Origin of the sequence: Thermosipho melanesiensis BI429, assembly GCF_000016905.1 — a bacterium.
GTDB lineage: Bacteria > Thermotogota > Thermotogae > Thermotogales > Fervidobacteriaceae > Thermosipho > Thermosipho melanesiensis.
This window is the reverse complement of sequence record NC_009616.1, coordinates 1,044,827-1,062,322: the sequence shown is the minus strand read 5'-3', so window position 1 is coordinate 1,062,322 and position 17,496 is coordinate 1,044,827. Positions and strand designations below refer to the sequence as shown.

At 31.3% G+C, this 17,496-nt stretch carries 15 protein-coding genes; 10 read left to right on the top strand and 5 right to left on the bottom strand.

From position 1 onward, the window contains the following. Positions 1-11 precede the first annotated feature (11 nt). From rplM to TMEL_RS05325, 10 genes are all read left to right on the top strand, one after another. Positions 12-461: a 50S ribosomal protein L13 gene (gene rplM / locus TMEL_RS05375; RefSeq protein ID WP_041426215.1), complete on the top strand. Its 450-nt coding sequence runs from the start codon at positions 12-14 to the stop codon at positions 459-461. A gap of 15 nt (positions 462-476) precedes the next feature. Beyond that, complete coding sequence (rpsI, locus tag TMEL_RS05370) at positions 477-875, top strand: 30S ribosomal protein S9 (protein WP_012057252.1); 399 nt, start codon at positions 477-479, stop codon at positions 873-875. A gap of 57 nt (positions 876-932) precedes the next feature. Beyond that, the gene (gene dnaG / locus TMEL_RS05365; protein WP_012057251.1) at positions 933-2,525 is read left to right on the top strand and encodes a DNA primase; all 1,593 of its coding nucleotides are present in this window, start codon (positions 933-935) and stop codon (positions 2,523-2,525) included. A 7-nt stretch (positions 2,526-2,532) separates the two neighbouring features. Next, positions 2,533-3,645 (top strand): RNA polymerase sigma factor RpoD, encoded by a 1,113-nt coding sequence (gene rpoD / locus TMEL_RS05360; RefSeq protein ID WP_012057250.1) that lies wholly within the window; start codon positions 2,533-2,535, stop codon positions 3,643-3,645. Positions 3,646-3,654: 9 nt separating this feature from the next. Then, positions 3,655-6,219, top strand: a complete 2,565-nt coding sequence (locus tag TMEL_RS05355) for an ABC transporter permease (protein WP_012057249.1) — start codon at positions 3,655-3,657, stop codon at positions 6,217-6,219. Between the two features lie 113 nt (positions 6,220-6,332). Next, on the top strand, positions 6,333-6,545 hold the full coding sequence (rpmB, locus tag TMEL_RS05350; RefSeq protein ID WP_012057248.1) for a 50S ribosomal protein L28: 213 nt from the start codon (positions 6,333-6,335) through the stop codon (positions 6,543-6,545). Between the two features lie 325 nt (positions 6,546-6,870). Further along, positions 6,871-7,965, top strand: coding sequence for an alanine racemase (alr, locus tag TMEL_RS05340; protein ID WP_012057247.1), 1,095 nt, complete (start codon positions 6,871-6,873; stop codon positions 7,963-7,965). Beyond that, positions 7,962-8,972, top strand: coding sequence for a 3'-5' exoribonuclease YhaM family protein (locus tag TMEL_RS05335; protein ID WP_012057246.1), 1,011 nt, complete (start codon positions 7,962-7,964; stop codon positions 8,970-8,972). The genes alr and TMEL_RS05335 overlap by 4 nt, the downstream gene beginning before the upstream one ends. A gap of 1 nt (position 8,973) precedes the next feature. Then, entirely contained in the window at positions 8,974-11,064 is a 2,091-nt protein-coding gene (topA, locus tag TMEL_RS05330; RefSeq protein ID WP_012057245.1) for a type I DNA topoisomerase, read from the top strand. A 10-nt stretch (positions 11,065-11,074) separates the two neighbouring features. Continuing rightward, positions 11,075-11,575: a chromate transporter gene (locus tag TMEL_RS05325; protein ID WP_012057244.1), complete on the top strand. Its 501-nt coding sequence runs from the start codon at positions 11,075-11,077 to the stop codon at positions 11,573-11,575. Here the strand turns inward: TMEL_RS05325 and TMEL_RS05320 are convergent. From TMEL_RS05320 to TMEL_RS05300, 5 genes are read right to left on the bottom strand one after another with little or no spacing between them, the layout of a single operon-like run. After that, complete coding sequence (locus TMEL_RS05320; protein WP_012057243.1) at positions 11,560-12,315, bottom strand: N-acetyltransferase; 756 nt, start codon at positions 12,313-12,315, stop codon at positions 11,560-11,562. The two genes, TMEL_RS05325 and TMEL_RS05320, sit on opposite strands and share 16 nt — an antisense overlap. Before the next feature lies 1 nt (position 12,316). Beyond that, positions 12,317-12,799 carry a polyhydroxyalkanoate synthesis regulator DNA-binding domain-containing protein gene (locus tag TMEL_RS05315; protein ID WP_012057242.1) on the bottom strand — a complete coding sequence of 161 codons (483 nt, stop codon included), beginning with the start codon at positions 12,797-12,799 and terminating at the stop codon, positions 12,317-12,319. A 16-nt stretch (positions 12,800-12,815) separates the two neighbouring features. Beyond that, complete coding sequence (locus TMEL_RS05310; protein WP_012057241.1) at positions 12,816-14,018, bottom strand: hypothetical protein; 1,203 nt, start codon at positions 14,016-14,018, stop codon at positions 12,816-12,818. 16 nt (positions 14,019-14,034) lie between these two features. Beyond that, positions 14,035-14,799, bottom strand: a complete 765-nt coding sequence (locus TMEL_RS05305; protein WP_012057240.1) for an outer membrane lipoprotein-sorting protein — start codon at positions 14,797-14,799, stop codon at positions 14,035-14,037. Further along, on the bottom strand, positions 14,796-17,381 hold the full coding sequence (locus TMEL_RS05300) for an efflux RND transporter permease subunit (protein ID WP_012057239.1): 2,586 nt from the start codon (positions 17,379-17,381) through the stop codon (positions 14,796-14,798). The genes TMEL_RS05305 and TMEL_RS05300 overlap by 4 nt, the downstream gene beginning before the upstream one ends. Positions 17,382-17,496 lie beyond the last annotated feature (115 nt).

Here is a 17,496-nt window from a genome sequence, read left to right as displayed (position 1 = left end):
GAGGAATAACAATGGCAAGACCTTTGCCTATACAAAAAACAACACTTTTAAAAAAAGAAGAAGTACAGAGAGATTGGTACCTTGTAGATGCGGAAGGCCAAACACTTGGAAGACTTGCTACTAGAATAGCAACTGTTTTAATGGGAAAAAACAAACCGAATTGGACTCCTCACGTTGACTGTGGTAATTTCGTTGTTGTTATAAACGCAGACAAAATAAATCTCACCGGAAAAAAATGGACTCAAAAGATATACTACAGACACTCAGGATATCCAGGTGGAATTAAAGAATTTTCCGCAAAACAATTACTCCAAAGAAATCCAGAAAAATTAATACAACTTGCAGTAAAAAGAATGCTTCCAAAAACAATACTTGGAAGAAGGGCGTTAAAAAGATTAAAAATATACGCTGGTTCAGAACATCCTCATCAAGCACAAAAACCAGTTGAATTGAGTTTTTAATAAGGAGGGGTTGACATGGCTGAATATTACATGGGCACTGGAAGAAGAAAAACCTCTGTTGCAAGGGTTTATTTAAAAGAAGGCAATGGAAAAGTTGTTGTTAATAATAAAGAATATGAAGATTTAAACGGATATCTCAAGAACTCCGTATGGACGCTCCACGCAATGGAACCATTAAAAGTTACTGGCTTAGAAGGCTCATTTGATATAATGATAAGGGTTAATGGTGGAGGAAAATCAGGACAAGCAGGAGCTATTAGACTTGGTATAGCAAGGGCATTGTTACAATACAACGCGGATTTAAGACCAACATTAAAAGAAAAAGGTATGCTAACAAGAGATCCCAGAATGGTGGAAAGGAAAAAATACGGTCTCAGAAAAGCAAGACGTGCACCCCAATTCTCCAAACGTTAATACCCCTGTGGCAGCATGTTTGCTGCCGCATTTTTGCTTCTCTTAAAGAGGTGATTTATGTTCCCAAAACAAGTTATTGAAGAAATTAAATCAAAAATAGATATTGTGGAATTTGTTTCCCGATATGTAAGCCTACAAAAGGTAGGAAATAATTATCGTGGTCTCTGTCCATTTCACACCGAAACTACACCATCTTTTTATGTGAATCCATCCTTCAAGACCTACCACTGTTTTGGATGTGGAGCGTCTGGGGATGTTATTAAGTTTCTAGAAGAAATAGAGAACATATCTTTCAGTGAAGCGGTTAAAAAGCTTGCAAAAGAAGTTGGAATAAAAGTTGATGTCAAAGTTTCATCTTTTCAACAGTTATATTATAGACTCTATGAACTAATACACGAAGAATACAAAAAACACCTACAAAAAAATTCAATAGCTGTAGAATATCTGCAAAAAAGGAGCTTTACAGCTGAAGAGATACTAAAGTATGAGTTTGGATTCTCCCCTTTAAATTCAAAAATCCCACAAAAAGTTGCAGAAAATTTGGGAATAAAAATTTTGAAAAAGTTTGGTTTCTCTACAAAAGATTTATTTGAGGGAAGGTTAATTATTCCCATAAAAGATGAGAATGGTAGGATAATAGCCTTTGGTGGAAGACTTCTAGGTGAAGGACAACCAAAGTATTTGAACTCCTTTGAAACGGATTTTTTCAAAAAATCAAAAACACTCTTTTTACTTGACAGAGCAAAAGATCAAATTAAAATTGCAGACTTTGCCATTATCTGTGAAGGTTACTTTGATGCACTTGCATTCCATAGAGCAGATATAACAAATGCAGTAGCAACACTTGGAACTGCATTTACTAAATTTCATGCATTTAAATTGAAAAAAATAACATCAAACGTGGTACTTTCATTTGACACAGATGCTGCAGGATTAAAGGCAGCTCTCCAAAGTATTAAAATATTAGTTCTCATGGGCTTTAATGTAATGGTTGCAAATAAATCTGCAGAAAAAGATCCAGATGAAATTTACAGAACAAATGGAAAAGAAGGATTGTACAACTTTATTAAAGAAGCAATACCTGCGGAAAAATTTATACCTATTGCTTTGAGTAAAAAATATAACTTTGAAAATCCAAACGCCATTCAGCTCTTTTTAAAAGAAATAAAAAATTGGGAAAATTTGTTTAAAAATTTTCCAAAAAGATTGGAAATTTTCCAAAGTGTTGTAAAAGAAATCTCGGGAAGTAGTCTTTCCACCACAAAAATTGTTAAAAAAAGCAATTTTTCTCTAGATGATGTAATAATCTACATTCTCATAAACTATCCCGAAATTGATCTAGAAATTGACCCTAAGATTTTAAATAATCGTTCACTAGAAATTCTAAAACACTTAAAAAACTTTTCTTTTGAGAATTTGTCTAAAAAACTGCAAGAGTATATAAAAGAAGTACTTGAAAAAATGAAACATGTTGAAATAAACGAAGAGTATATAGAAGAAATAAAGAAAAAAATACAAGAAAAAAGCCTCGAAAAAAGGTTGGAAGAAATTGACGAATACATAAAAAACTCAAAAGATCCTTCTGAAAAAAGACTTCTTCTCAATACGAGAATAGAGCTTGTAAGAAAGCTTAAAAATATTAGGAGGTGAACTCCTGATGGCAAAAACAAAGGGATTTTCCATTGAAAAGCAGATTGAAAAGTTAATAAAAGTAGGAAAGGAAAAGGGGTTTGTAACATACGACGATATAGATAAAATGTTACCTCCTGAAAAGATAGATGATTTTGATGGTAATATACTCGAAAAAGTATACGAAGAATTGGAAAAAAACAACATATTAATTACGGAAAATAATCCCCAAGAACAGATAGAAGATGTATCACTTGAAGATTTTCTTGAAGAATCTCCAAGATTTTACGACAACATGGCAACAAAAGACCTTATTAAAATGTACCTAAAGGATATTGGAAAAATTCCTCTACTCAGCCAATCTATGGAAAGAGAACTTGCAAGACGTGCTCAGCAAGGAGATGAAAGGGCAAAGCAAAAGCTAGTTGAATCAAACTTAAGACTTGTGGTAAGTATAGCAAAAAGATATGTAGGAAAAGGCCTTTCTTTCTTAGATCTCATCCAAGAAGGAAATGTTGGTTTGTTAAAGGCTGTGGAAAAATTCGATTGGAAGAAAGGATACAAATTCTCCACATATGCAACATGGTGGATAAGACAAGCCATAACAAGGGCTATTGCAGACCAAGCAAGAACCATCAGGGTCCCAGTACACATGGTGGAAACTATAAATAAAGTCCAAAAAATCATGAGAGACTATTATCAACAACACGGAACGGAAATCCCCATTGAAGAACTTGCAAAAATAATAGGAAAACCCGTTGAAAAGGTTGAAGAAATACTTCAAGCGGCAAAAGAAACCACATCACTTGAAGCACCAGTTGGTGAAGATGAAGACTCAACTGTAGGGGATTTTGTGGCCGATGAAAGTATTGCATCCCCTAAAAAAGAAGCTATGAGAATGTTAATACGTGAAGAAGTAGAAAAAGTACTGGAAACGTTAAATGATAGAGAAAAATTAGTTTTAAAAATGAGATATGGACTAATAGACGGAAAATCAAAAACATTAGAAGAAGTGGGGCAATATTTTAATGTAACTAGGGAGAGAATAAGGCAAATTGAAGTTAAAGCATTAAGAAAACTAAGACACCCATCGAGAAGTAGATATTTAAAACTCCTATTTAAAATGTCCGACGAATCCTAGGTGAAAATTATGGTAAAGATACCAGTTAGAAATATTATTAAAAATTGGAAAACATCACTTTTGGTAATCTTAGGAAGTATGATAGCAACTATGCTAGTGGTAGGAGCACTATCACTAAATGATTCCGTTGATAACTGGTTTGCCCAGAAAATCAAAAACAACTTTGGAAACATAGATATCGTTGCAAAAGATAAAAGTGATACATTCTTTTTCCCTAGAACACTTGACGTAAATAAAATAAGTCAAATGTTAAGTTATCTAAAGTCAACAAATAAAATCAAGGATTACGTATTTGTTGAGCTAGTGTCCACAAGGATAAAATACGGTAATAACTTTGCAGATGTATTTGCAATAGGTTACGATGAAAGTTTTTCAAAGTTTTCTAAAAAGAACGTTTCAGGTGTAATTCTCTCGAAAGACCTTGCAAATACGTTAAATATAAAACAAGGGGATTACGTAAACCTTGTTACCGTTAATGGTATAAAGAGCGTAAAAATCGATGGCATCGGCTCTGAAGAATTAAACTTTCGTGGAGAAACGGGCATGACAAATGGTAGTATATTTATGCCTAAAGATTTATTATTAAAACTTAAAATATACACATACAAAGAACCAAATACGGTGTTTATTTCTTTGGGAAATGATATTAAAAAACATCCAGAAATCGCCGAAAGTATCTCAAAAGAATTAAACCTTAGAACCACTCCAACAAAATACAACTTAAAATACTCTCCACTAAATAAGGTAATAGGTTATTTGTTCTTAGGATTTAGTGGTTTTGCACTATTAAGTAGTTTTTTATTCATATCAAACTTTTTTGGAGTACTAGCAGAAGAAAGAAGAAAAATGTTTGGAACGTTGAGAGCACTGGGAGCTTCAAAGTATAAAACAGGTTTACTTTTGTTTTTAGAGGGATTCTTTTACATCTTATTTTCATCTTTGGTTGGTGCGTTATTTGGAATAGGCCTTGGTAAATATCTCTTGGGATTAGTTAACAAAGCACCTGAAATTATTTCTTCAAACACTGTAATTCCAGAAAAAATACCATTTTATATCACATTAAAAACTATAATTTTGGGTATCATAGTTTCAATTATAGTCCCAATATTTATACTACTCATACGTTCTATATCTTTTGCAAAATTATCACCAGTTATCTTACTCTCAGATGCAGAAATACTTCCCAAAAAAAGGTTTTTCTACTTTGCAATGTTTGGAATATTAATAATCAGCATACCATTTAATTTATTTTACACTTTAATCTTCACTATTTTAATCATCCCAATCTTTTTCAGAAAAAACTACATACAGGCAATCTCAGGTACATTGGCAATCTTATTAGCGTTAACAAAAATAGGAACGGGAATTAACTGGGATTATCTTACACGTTCTATCATATTCCTACTAGGAAGTATATACTTGGTATTTTCTATTTTACCATTTATAAAATACCTACTTAGAAAGATATACAACATACCCTCTATTTTATCAATCTCATATATAGAAAAACAGAAATTGAGAAATTACGTAATCTTTTTCGTATATACATTAATCACCTTAATTATATTACTAACTGCAACAATTCCAACTAGTGTTTTTGATTACATAAACCAAAAATTTGATACTGGTATTTTTGGCTATAATTTTTTAATAATAGAAAATCCTTTAAAGAGCTTCTTTAAATTTTCATACTACACAGAAGATGAAAAGTTTAAATCTATGTTTGAAAACATATCTAAAATACAACTCGTTAACGCCAAAATAGATAACAAAAAAGACTTAGTTATCATCCTTGCTTCGGATGATATATATAAAAACCTTAAGATAGGTGACAAAAATATTTCCAAAATGGAATTAAAAGAAGGTATTGGAAATGAAAAGGTTTTTAAAGAAGGTACATATAATATAAAAATAATGGGAATATTGCCAGGTATTAGTGCAAAATTTACAGAAAAATTCACAGTTACTAATACCTATGATCCCAAAGAACTATTAGTACCACTTGACGGATTATTTGTATACGACAAAAAAATTTCGGGAGCATTATCTGGATATGCCGGAGTTATAAAAAAAGAATATGCAGATAAGGCAAAACAAATTGTATATGAAAAATTTGATTCTCCTTTGTACATCACAGAAGAATTGGATAAAATATTTTCTGGAATAAGGTACTTTGTTAACATAGCCATTCAACTTTTCTACTTTGGATTTATAAGCGGTTTTTCAGGACTAACTATATTGAGCCTTAAAAACGTATACGAAAGAAGAATAATAATTGGTGCTTTAAAAGCCATAGGTGTACACAAAAAGATTATATTCAAATTCTTCCTAACAGAAGCCTTTTTAATTGTTTCCATTGCAATTCTCACCGCACTTTTTACAAATATGTTCATAATAAACGATATTTCCAAAATGATAATTTCCGAAATACCTGATTTTAAAATGACAATTCCCTGGTTGAAAATTATACTCATCATATCAGGCGTATATTTAATAACGGGAATTTTCACCATTTATCCTGCAAACCTTGCACAAAAGATAAAAGCATCAGAAGCCATTAGAGTTTTTGATTAATGAAACACATTTTTTACATTTTAAAAATTGACACATTAAAAACAAAAGTGTAAAATATAGTTTGTGTTAGAGTAGACAATATTAAATAAAATAAAAGAAAGGGGAGAAATGCTATGGCAAAATGTCAAGTATGTGGAAAAGGACCCGTAACTGGAAAGAACGTATCCCACTCAAACAGAAGAACAAATAGATGGTTTAAGCCAAATTTACAAAAAGTTAGAGTAATAACAGACGAAGGAAAAATCAAAAGAATGTGGGTTTGTACAGATTGTCTAAGTGCAGGTAAGGTAAAAAGATACGTAAGTACAAAGGTGGAGGCACAATAAGCGGGGAAGTCCCGCTTTGTTTTATGTATAGAATTTTAACAATTTTAATTTTTGTTATTTCACACTACTTTCTATTCTACATATTATTCCTTCCCATAAATCTCCACATCTTCTTAGTAACTTTTTTTTCTTACTTTGTAATTTTTTCCCTCTTTTTAGAAACAATTACATTTTCCGCCAAATTAAAAGAGAACTTCTTGGAGATAAATACAATATTTTACAAAAGAAAATTCGATCTCTCTAAAATAGAATATTTTAGATATTCCCACTTTTGTGTTAAAATTAGGTCTGAAGGAAAAAAATATACTTTTCCACCAATGGGGGGATGTTTACGGAAAGTAGAAGAACTTTTGCAGAAATAGACCTTAAAAATTATATACACAACCTAAAATACTTCGAAGAAAAATGTGCACCTTCTAAAGTAATGCCTGTGATAAAGGCTGATGGATATGGGCATGGCGCAATATACTTGGCAAAGGCAGCGGAAAAGTATGGAATAGACTATTTTGCAGTTGCATTTCTAGAAGAAGCTTTAACTTTAAGAAAGAATGGTATAAAATCAGATATATTGGTCTTTAATTACATAGATAAAGACTTTGTAGAGCTTGCAGTTGAAAACAACATAACTATAACCATGCTTTCTTGGGAACAATTTGAACTTTACAAAAAACTTAAGAAAAAGCCAAAGGTACATATAAACGTTGACACGGGAATGAATAGAGTTGGTATAAAGCCTAAAGATGCAAAAAAATTTTACAATGCTTTGATTGAAAATGAATTCATCGTAGAAGGAGCATATACACATTTTGCAGTGGCCGATTCCACAAAAAAGGAAGATATTTTATTTACCAAAAAACAATACAAGTTATTCTCAGAATTAAATTTAAATGTTAAAATAAAACATGTTAACAACAGTGCGGGGGCTATTCTTGGTATTGTTCCAATTGAAAATTATGTGAGAATAGGAATAGCAAGCTATGGACTGATGCCAAGTAATGAAGTAAAAGATGAAAATTTAAAATCTGTTCTTACTTGGAAAAGTATAGTTTCTCATGTAAAACATATAGAACCAGGGGAATCAATTAGTTATGGTAGAACATTCAGAGCAAAAGAAAAGATGAAGGTTGCAACAATTCCCGTGGGATACGCAGATGGATACTGGAGACATCTATCAAACTTGGGAGAAGTATTAATAAGGGGAAGAAGAAGGAAAATTTTGGGAAGGGTATGTATGGATCAATTCGTAGTTGAAGCGGACGACGAGGTACAAGTAGGTGATGAAGTTGTTCTAATCGGCTCCCAGGGAAATGAAAAAATCACCGCAGAAGAAATAGCCCAAAAGGTGGGAAGTATAAATTATGAAGTAACATGCAGAATATCAAGCAGAGTACCTAGAATATACAAAGGGGTGGAACTTTGAAATTACCTAAAGAATTAATTGAAAAATTTAAAGAACCGTTTATTTCAGAGCTAGAAAATTACATTAACTCCGAAGTAGAATTAATAGTAAAAGTTAAAAGCAAAAGACTGCTCGAAAATAAAAATGGTCAAAAATACCTACTTATCACATTTGAAGACAAAACAGGCATATTAAGAGCTATTGATTGGTTTAACGCAGAAAAAAACGATTCAAAAATAGATGTTGGAAATGTTGTTAGGGCAAATGGGAAAGTAGTACTTTATGACGGAAGATTGCAACTAAATATACTCCAAGACTCGGATATTATAGTCTTAAACAACAACGAATATTCTTATGAAAGATTCGTGGCCGAATCAAAAATTCCAATAGATGTAATAATGAAAGATCTAAATAACATGATAAAATCGATTAAAAACTATCATCTTAAAAAACTATTGGAAGAAATATTTAACGATAAAGAGCTTTCTGAAAAGTTTAAAGAAGCACCTGCAGGTTTAAAAATTCATCACAATTATAGGGGAGGACTTGCAGAACATAGCATTACTGTTGCAAAGATGTGTGATAACCTTTCAAAGGTTTATCCTTGGATAAATCGTGATCTTTTAATTACAGGAGCGCTATTACACGATATTGGAAAAATATACGATTATGTTATTAACCCAAAAGGGATTGAAATAACTAAATCCGGTGAATTAATAGGCCATATTGTAAAAGGTTATGAAATTGTAGAGAAAAAAATAGAAAGTATAGGCCTTAATGAAGAATTAAAGACCGAGCTTCTCCATATGATAATTTCTCATCATGGAGAACTGGAATGGGGTTCTCCCATAGTTCCAAAAACTCCTGAAGCGTTTATTTTGCACATGATAGAAAATCTAGATTCAAAGTTAAATAGAATACAAAATATAAAAGAAAAAGAGCTAGAAACAAATCCAGATAAAGAGTGGAGTGATTTTGATCCAAATCTTGGAAGACGCTTTTTATTAAAACACATTGAGAGGGGATAATGTGGAAAAGAAAAAGAAAGTAATAATTGTTGAATCTCCGGCAAAGGCAAAAACTATAGAAAAGATATTGGGGAAAAATTTTAAAGTTATATCATCCAAAGGACACGTTAGGGATCTTCCACCAAAAAAATTTGGAGTGGACCTTAAAACTTTTGAGCCCGAATTTGAGATAATTCCCGGGAAAGAAAAGGTAATTGAAAAAATAAAGAAAGAAACAGAGGGAAAAGAAGTACTTATAGCTTCAGATATGGATAGAGAAGGAGAAGCTATTGCCTGGCATTTGTCAAATATCTTAAATCTATCTGGAAAAAACCGTATAATTTTCACTGAAATCACTCCAAATACCATTAAAAAATCCGTAGAAAATCCAAGAGAGATTGATATAAAAAAGGTAAATGCTCAGCTTGCAAGAAGGATACTCGACAGAATAGTTGGATACAAAATAAGTCCCCTTCTTTGGAAAATAATTAAAGGTGCAATGAGTGCAGGAAGGGTTCAATCAGCGGCACTAAAAATCATATGTGATAGAGAAAGAAAAAGATTCTTATTTAAACCAAAGGAATTCTACAAAGTTTCTATAGAAATAAAAAAGGTGAAAGCAAACCTTTGGGGAATTTCTGGAAAAAAGATAAAACAAGAAAACATAACTGAAGAAATAGCAAATGACATTAAAGAAACGGTAAAAGAAGTAATACTTGAAAAAATTTCAGAAAAAGAAAGAAAAAAATCTTCACCTTTACCATACATAACCAGTACATTACAACAAGACGCTGCAACAAAACTGGGGTTTCCCGTTTCAAAAACAATGCAAATTGCACAGGCGTTGTACGAAGGTGTGGATACAAAAGAAGGTCATATCGCCTTTATAACCTATATGAGGACTGATTCAACTCGCGTTTCAGAAGAAGCAAAAGAAATGGCAAAAGCATTTATAGAAAAAAAATTTGGAGAAAATTATCTTGGTACAACCAAAAAAGGAAAGAAAAAAAAGAAAAACGTACAAGATGCCCATGAATGTATACGACCTGTAAATGTTGAAATAACACCTGAGATTGCACAAGATCTGCTCAATAAAGATATGTACAAATTATACAAAATCATATGGAAAAGGTTCGTTGCCTCACAAATGAAAGAGGCTACCTACAAAGACAAAACCTATATATTCAAAAGTGGAAAATACGAATTTAGAACAACAATTTCGCATAGGATATTTGATGGTTTTGAAATAATTTACCCTGAAAAAGAAACTACAGAAAAAGCTGTACAGCTTAATGAAGGAGAAAAATACAAAGTTTCAAAAATAAATGTAGAGAAAGACGCTACAAAACCACCTTCAAGATTTACCGAAGCAACACTTGTAAAAACACTAGAAGCAGAAGGAATCGGAAGACCAAGCACTTATGCGACCATAATTTCTACTTTACTCCAAAGAAAATATGTTGTAAAAGAAAAAAAAGAACTCGTTCCCACACTCCTTGGTTTTGTGGTAGAAGACTTTTTAACAAAAAAATTTCCAGAAATAGTAGACAAAAAATTTACAGCACTAATGGAAGAGGAATTGGACAAAATAGAAGAAGGAGAAAAAAAGTGGAAAGAAGTCTTAAATGAATTTTACTCTAAATTTTCAAAAGACTTATTAAATGCACAAAAGGAATTCTATACAATAAACTATGAAACAGATTTAAAATGCGAAGAATGTGAAAATACATATAAATTAAAAATAGGAAAATATGGATTGTACTTAAACTGCGAATCTTGTGGGAAAAACAAAAGCATCGATAACACATTAAATGCAGTTATAATCAAAAACAATGCATACATACAAAAAGCTATTGAAAAAAATATAAAAGAAACAGTTTCTGAAAATTCATGTCCAAAATGTGGCGGACATTTAACAAGAAAAAAAGGAAAATTTGGATATTACTTTAAATGTGACAATTGTGATTTTACAGTTTCCGGATATAAAATTGCGGCGGGGAGATGCCCCAAATGTAGTTCTGTAGTTGTTATGAAAAGAAGTAAAAACAACAAAATATATTGGGCATGTTCAAATCCAGATTGTGATTATATGTCATGGAATGAACCAAAATGAGGTGAAAAATTTGATTAAAGTCTTTCTCACATTTGTAAAAATTGGCTTTTTGGCATTTGGCGGTGGATGGTCAATTATTGGAATAATACAGAACGAAGTACTTTCAAACAATTGGTTAACCCCCGAACAATTTAAAGAGATTCTTTCAATAGCCCAGATGACTCCTGGACCCGTTTTTTTAAATATAGCAACTTACGTTGGCCTAAAGACGTTTGGTTTAACGGGAGCAATACTAAATTCTCTTGCAGTTTTGGTTGCACCTATAACCTTTACAACGTTATTTTTCTTTTTCAGAAACAAAATCTCAAACAAATTAATTAGTGCCCTTAAGTTTGGAGTAATTTTCCTTATCTTATTAACTATCCAATCACTGGCTTTACATATAGAAAATTTCTATCAAATACTTATCACTCTTTTATCGCTCATACTGTTTATCAAAACAAAAATAGATCCAATTTTTATAATTCTTTTATCAGGGATATTAGGGATCGTTTTTTATAAATTCTTGTAAAAACTTTGATTTTCTAAAAGTTGTTCACTTGGAACATCTCGAAGTTCTTTTGCAGGTACCCCTACATATATTTTTCTTGGCGGTACATTCTTTGTAACTACAGTTCCTGCAGCAACCAATGCATCTTCACCAATAACTATACCAGGTAATATTGTTGCATTTGCTCCTATTCTTGCACCAACTTTTAACGTTGGTCCTTTGAAAAATTTCTTTCTTTCTTCCGTTCTACCCAAAAAATTATCATTTGTAAATGTAACCTCAGGGGCAATAAAGCAATAATCTTCTATCGTAGAAATAGCTGTTATGTAAGCTTCTGTTTCAATTTTCACATATCTGCCTATAGAAGTTTTGTTTTCAACTGTTACTCCTCTTCCAATTATTGTAAATTCGCCTATTTCAACATCTTCTCTTATACTTGCAAGGTCACCAACAAAAACAAAATTATTTAATACAGCTCCTCTGTATATAACACAATTTGCACCTATTGTAACATACTCTCCAATAACCAACGGTAACAATTCTTTTTCTTCTGTAGTTGCGGAAGATTTAGCCTTAAAAGGTCTTTTGCCCAATACCGTGTTATCTCCTATAACACTTCCTTTCTTAATAACAGTCCCTTCTCTTACAACTACGTTATGACCTATAACCACTTCATCTTCAATTACAACATTATCTTCTATAACCACATTATAACCATATTCTACATCTTTCCCCAACTTTGCACTTTTTGATATGTACATCCTATTCCCCCTCTTTACATTTTCTTTTTAACCTTTCATACTTTTCTTTTAACTCTTCATATTCTTGTTTTGGAACAAAACCTGTTGATTTTATAATTTCCAAAATATCTTCCTTTATTCTATCATTAAATTCATTAAAATGTTTTATTACGGAATTTCCAAGCTCTTTGGCTATATCTGCAGGTAAAACCCCCTGATTTACTAAATCAAGTAAAATCTCCACAAATTCATCCGTATTTCCCTTAAATATTTTAATAAAACCATGTATGAGTTTTTCAATAATTTCCCTTCTAATATTTCCAAATATCTTTCCCTTTAACCTTGCTTTTAAAGAAATTTCCTGGGTAATATCATTACCCAGGTCATCTATAACTTTAATAATCTCACCTTTTTTAACAAAATTAGCAATATCATCCAATGTAATGAATTGTTTATCAAACGTATCATACAATTTTCTGTTTTTGTATTTTTTTATTAACCGCACATATTCCTCCATAAAATTAAATTTCAGATTTTACACCAACCATTATCAAATTTACATCATCATTCCACTTTCCCCTAATAAATAGTTTAGTGTAATCATCAAAACCATAACCTGCTTCATATAAAATGCCAATTTTTTTATCTTCCACGTTATATTTTATCACACCTTTAATATCCATATTATCTTTTGTATAATTTCCATAAACACCAAAAGAACTTGAATGATATTTTAAATCTAAAAATTTCGTATAAACATCCAGACCTATTAAACCATCACTACCAATTTGATACTCAATTCCCAAAACATTTTCCAAAACACTTGGAACTTTTTCTTCAATATCCACTTTTCCCAATCCCGATACAATTATATCAAAATTACTTATACTTTCAGACTCAAAACCAAAATAATTGTGCAGCATAAATAGAGTGTCCGGTATTTGATAGACTAAACTATTTGAAATCGTGTATATAAATGGTCTTTTTACCAATGGCCCTTCTTCAAGCACTCTATCTACGACAAAGTAATCTGCTAACTTGTATGTTAAGTAAAAAGAATAATCAATCCCAAAAATATTTCCCATAAACCCCAAACCATACCCTGATTTTTCACCTAACAAATCTTCAAGAATCGGTGTCGATTGAGAAGACAACAAAGCCAAAATTTGAGATTTATACAAATCTGGTATTTCCGTTTTAACCGTGTAAGTATAAGTAGAAGGATTACTTGCAAATGTTTCCAGATTTGAAAATACATTAAACATAAAACTTCCAAAATCCGTTGTATACAAGTATTTTAAACCTGTTAATGGCAACTTTTTATTATCAACATACTTTCCTACCTTATCATACACTTTATATACCTCGGAATCTGGTAATTTATCTACAAATCTTCCAACCTTAATATCTCCCAAATTTGTATATATCTCAGCATAGGCTTCTTCTAAAGCAGTAACAAAAGTGGGAATTGGTAAAGAAATCGCATAAAAATCTCCTTTAAAATATAAATACGAATTTTCATAAATTTGATCAAATACCAATGAAGATTTTGCATAAAATGTTCCATTAAACTTTGTATCTGTACTTAGCTTTAACATTCCAAAATCATATTCACCAATATTCAAAATATCTGAGTCTATGTAAAAATATCCACTTTCAAAATTTAAGTTAAAGGAAAAAGCTAAAATAGAAAATAACAACAAAGCAAAACTAATTTTCTTCATACATTTCCCTCCTCAACTAAAATCTCAATATTGGTTTTGAAATTGTAACTGGTGAAAAGAATCTTTCAGGAATACCTATATCAAATTCCACTTCTTTCATGACAATTTCAGTAACAGTATTTTCTTTTAAATTTTTTGCAACTATCTTTTTTGGGACATTGTACCCTTTTACATTTTCAATTTTTTCAAAAGTTATACTCTTATATTTTTCTCCTTGCCAATTGAAAAATTCAATGTAAACGGGAATTTTTAACTTTTTATCAACTTTCATATTCAATTCTTTAAAATCCAATTCTGAATCATTGTGTGTAATATGTAAGTAGTAATAATTTTCATCTTCTTTTGTAAGCTCAGCTTCATAATTTTTATCACTAACTTTATAAACAAGCTCTATATCTTTATACGTGAAATCAGAGCCTGCAAATCTATCGTTTTTTGCCGCACCACTAATTCTCTTTGTTGTTCTAAAAGCGGGCATATAAAGATAAATATTATCTGCACCTTTCACCAATAACGTTAAATTTTTATCAGATTTAGGCTTGTTGAACCTAATTATCGCATAAACAACATCTTCACTTTTTTTATACATGTAAATTTCGAACTCTTTTTCCTGGACATTTCCTTTTTCATCTACCATCCTTAAATCAAACAAAGCTTTTTCATCCTTTACATTTTGATAGTTATCTTTAACTAAATCCAATACCTGTTGTCCTGTCAAGGAAAACGCAGAAATTACAAAAAGTGTTAAAAACATCAACAATACCTGCTTCTTCAAATTCATACTCTCCCTCCTTCTTTTTTTAATAAAAATACTGAAGAAAGAAACACTATTGTCAAAATTGCACTTAAAATTAAAGTTATACCCGTTAACACACCAAACTGCTTAAGCATCTTTATATCTGAAAACACAAAAGTAAAGAATCCAAAAGAAACTGCAAATGCATTAAAGATAATTCCCCTTCCACTGGTAAAAATTGTTCTAACAACTGCTTCTTTATCATCCTTAACCCTTTGTCTTTCAATTTTATACCTTGAAATATAATGAATTGCATAATCTACACCCGCACCTATTGCAATTGCAGCAATAGAGATAGTTGCAGTATTAAGCGGTATATTAAAAGCTCCCATTAACACAAAATTGAAATATACGGTAAATATAGATGGGATTATCCCAATCAAACCTATCCTTAGAGATTTCATCTGTAGAAAAAGCAGGAAAAATACAACAAGAAGTGTGAGAAACATTGATTGATATTGGTTTTTAAATAAAAGATCACTTACGTATAACGCTATTTCTTGCGCTCCTGTATGAATTGCACTATAAGTCTCTTTTTTCGAAGGCACATAGATTTGCTCCTCTGAAACTATCTTTAGATACTGTTCAGTTTTCTCTGTGTAATCCACACCTAATTTCTCTGCAAAAACCTGACTCTTCCACATTTTATATGGAACATATAACTCGTTGTAAAGCAAATATCCCAAATCCAAATCCCGTAATGTGTTTTCAAATGCCTCCTCGGAAAAATGCATAACCTTTAGAATATCTTTTAAAACACCTTCTTTATCCTTTAACTCTTCTCCCATCAACTCTTCCACATTTGAAATTGCACTTAAAATATCACCAACATGTAATTTAGCTATATCCGAAAAAGAAAGAGATTTTACTTCATCATACGCTCTTTTTAACTTTTTCACATCAACGTTTAATGCTGATGCATAATAATTAAAATCTGGTAATCTTTCCAACCTAAACCCCTTTGGAACTTGATTTAATATATTATCAATATCGTCAATCAATCTTCGTGTCTCACTTTCACTTTCAACTTTTACCGTTACTTGGATAATACCTCTATTTAATTGCTTGTTTACAACAGAATAAATCGTTTCATTTCCCTGGAGGAAAAACCATAAATTGGATAACTCCTCTTTTGAGAACGGAATAGAATAAAAACCTGTAAATGCTTTACTTAAATCTAGCATTGTATCAACTATGGAAAATGTGTTAACAACACCTTTTACACCTTTTAATCTCTTTTCAATCTCATTAAGTGCCATTAACACACCTGGATCTTTAAAATCTCCTTGTATATCTATAAATATATAATCGCATCCCCCAAAACTTTTCTCTATAAATTTCTTATCAACTATTATTCTTTCATTTTTATTAATGGAATTTATTATATCCATATCCGTTTTGATACGAAACAAAAACGGTATAGTTAAAACTACTAAAACTAACAAAACAATTAATGTAAATTTAGGTTTTAAATCTAATTTTGAATGTCTCTTTTCTATATGAAAAATAGCCGGTGGGTTAATATAATAAAGCATTGAGGGAACGAAAAACAATGCAATGAAATTACAAAGCATTACTCCGACACTAGAAAAAATCCCCATTACCCACACAGGTTTTATATCAGCTGTAAGCAAAGACAAAAACCCTACAGCTGTTGTAATTCCACTTAACAACACAGCCATTCCAACATCTCTTAGTGTATATATTGCTCTTTCTCCTCTGTCTCCCTTTTCTTCATAATACTTATTAACTACGTGTATTGAATATGCAGTACCTATTGAGATCAAAGCAACTGGAATAACTGAATTTGCAATTGTAATTTTAAAACCAAAAAGTACAATTAACCCCATCGTCCAAATAACGCTTATAACCACACCTAAAATAGGCAATAAAGCTCCTGTGAGTTTTCTAAAGGTAATAGTCAATATCAAAACAACAATGAATAGGGAAATAGGAACAAGCTTTAATAAATTTCTCAATGTAATTTCTTTTACCGACTGATTTACAGCAGAAATCCCATAAAAATGTACCCCTTTGTCATAATTACTCTCAATAAGTGCTTTCACTGAATCAAATGTTTCAGACTCTTTCCCCTCTTCAAGAGAAACAAGCATTAATCCTGCTCTTGCATCGCTTGAAATAAACTTATCTTTCAACGTTTTATACTTTAAAAGCTCCTTTGGTTCAACCTTCCTTGCCTTTAACATTTCAGACACAGTAGAAACTTCTATACCATTTTCCGTCTTAACTACAAGCGGAATATTGGTTAATGATGTTACGTGTTCAACTCCCTCGGTCTTTCCAACCTTCAACGTTAAATTATCAATTTTCTCCAAATCACCAAAAGAATCAATTTCAAAACCAACCATAACCATAGAATTAATCCCAAATTCATCCGCAAGTGATTCATACTTTTTTACAAGCGGATCATCTTTCGGGGGATATTTTGTAATATCATCTTTCACCTCCAAATTTCTTATTTGATAACCAAAAAATATCGTTAGTAAAAAAGTAACCAAAATTATCCAAAACGCGTGTTTTTGAACAAATCTTCCCAACCTTTCCAAAACTACACCTCCTTTTTATTATGCATCGCATAATATACTTTAACACCTTTTTGTTACAAATCAATTATCCCAAATGTAAATTTTTATGCAATGCATAATAAACACGCAAAAAATT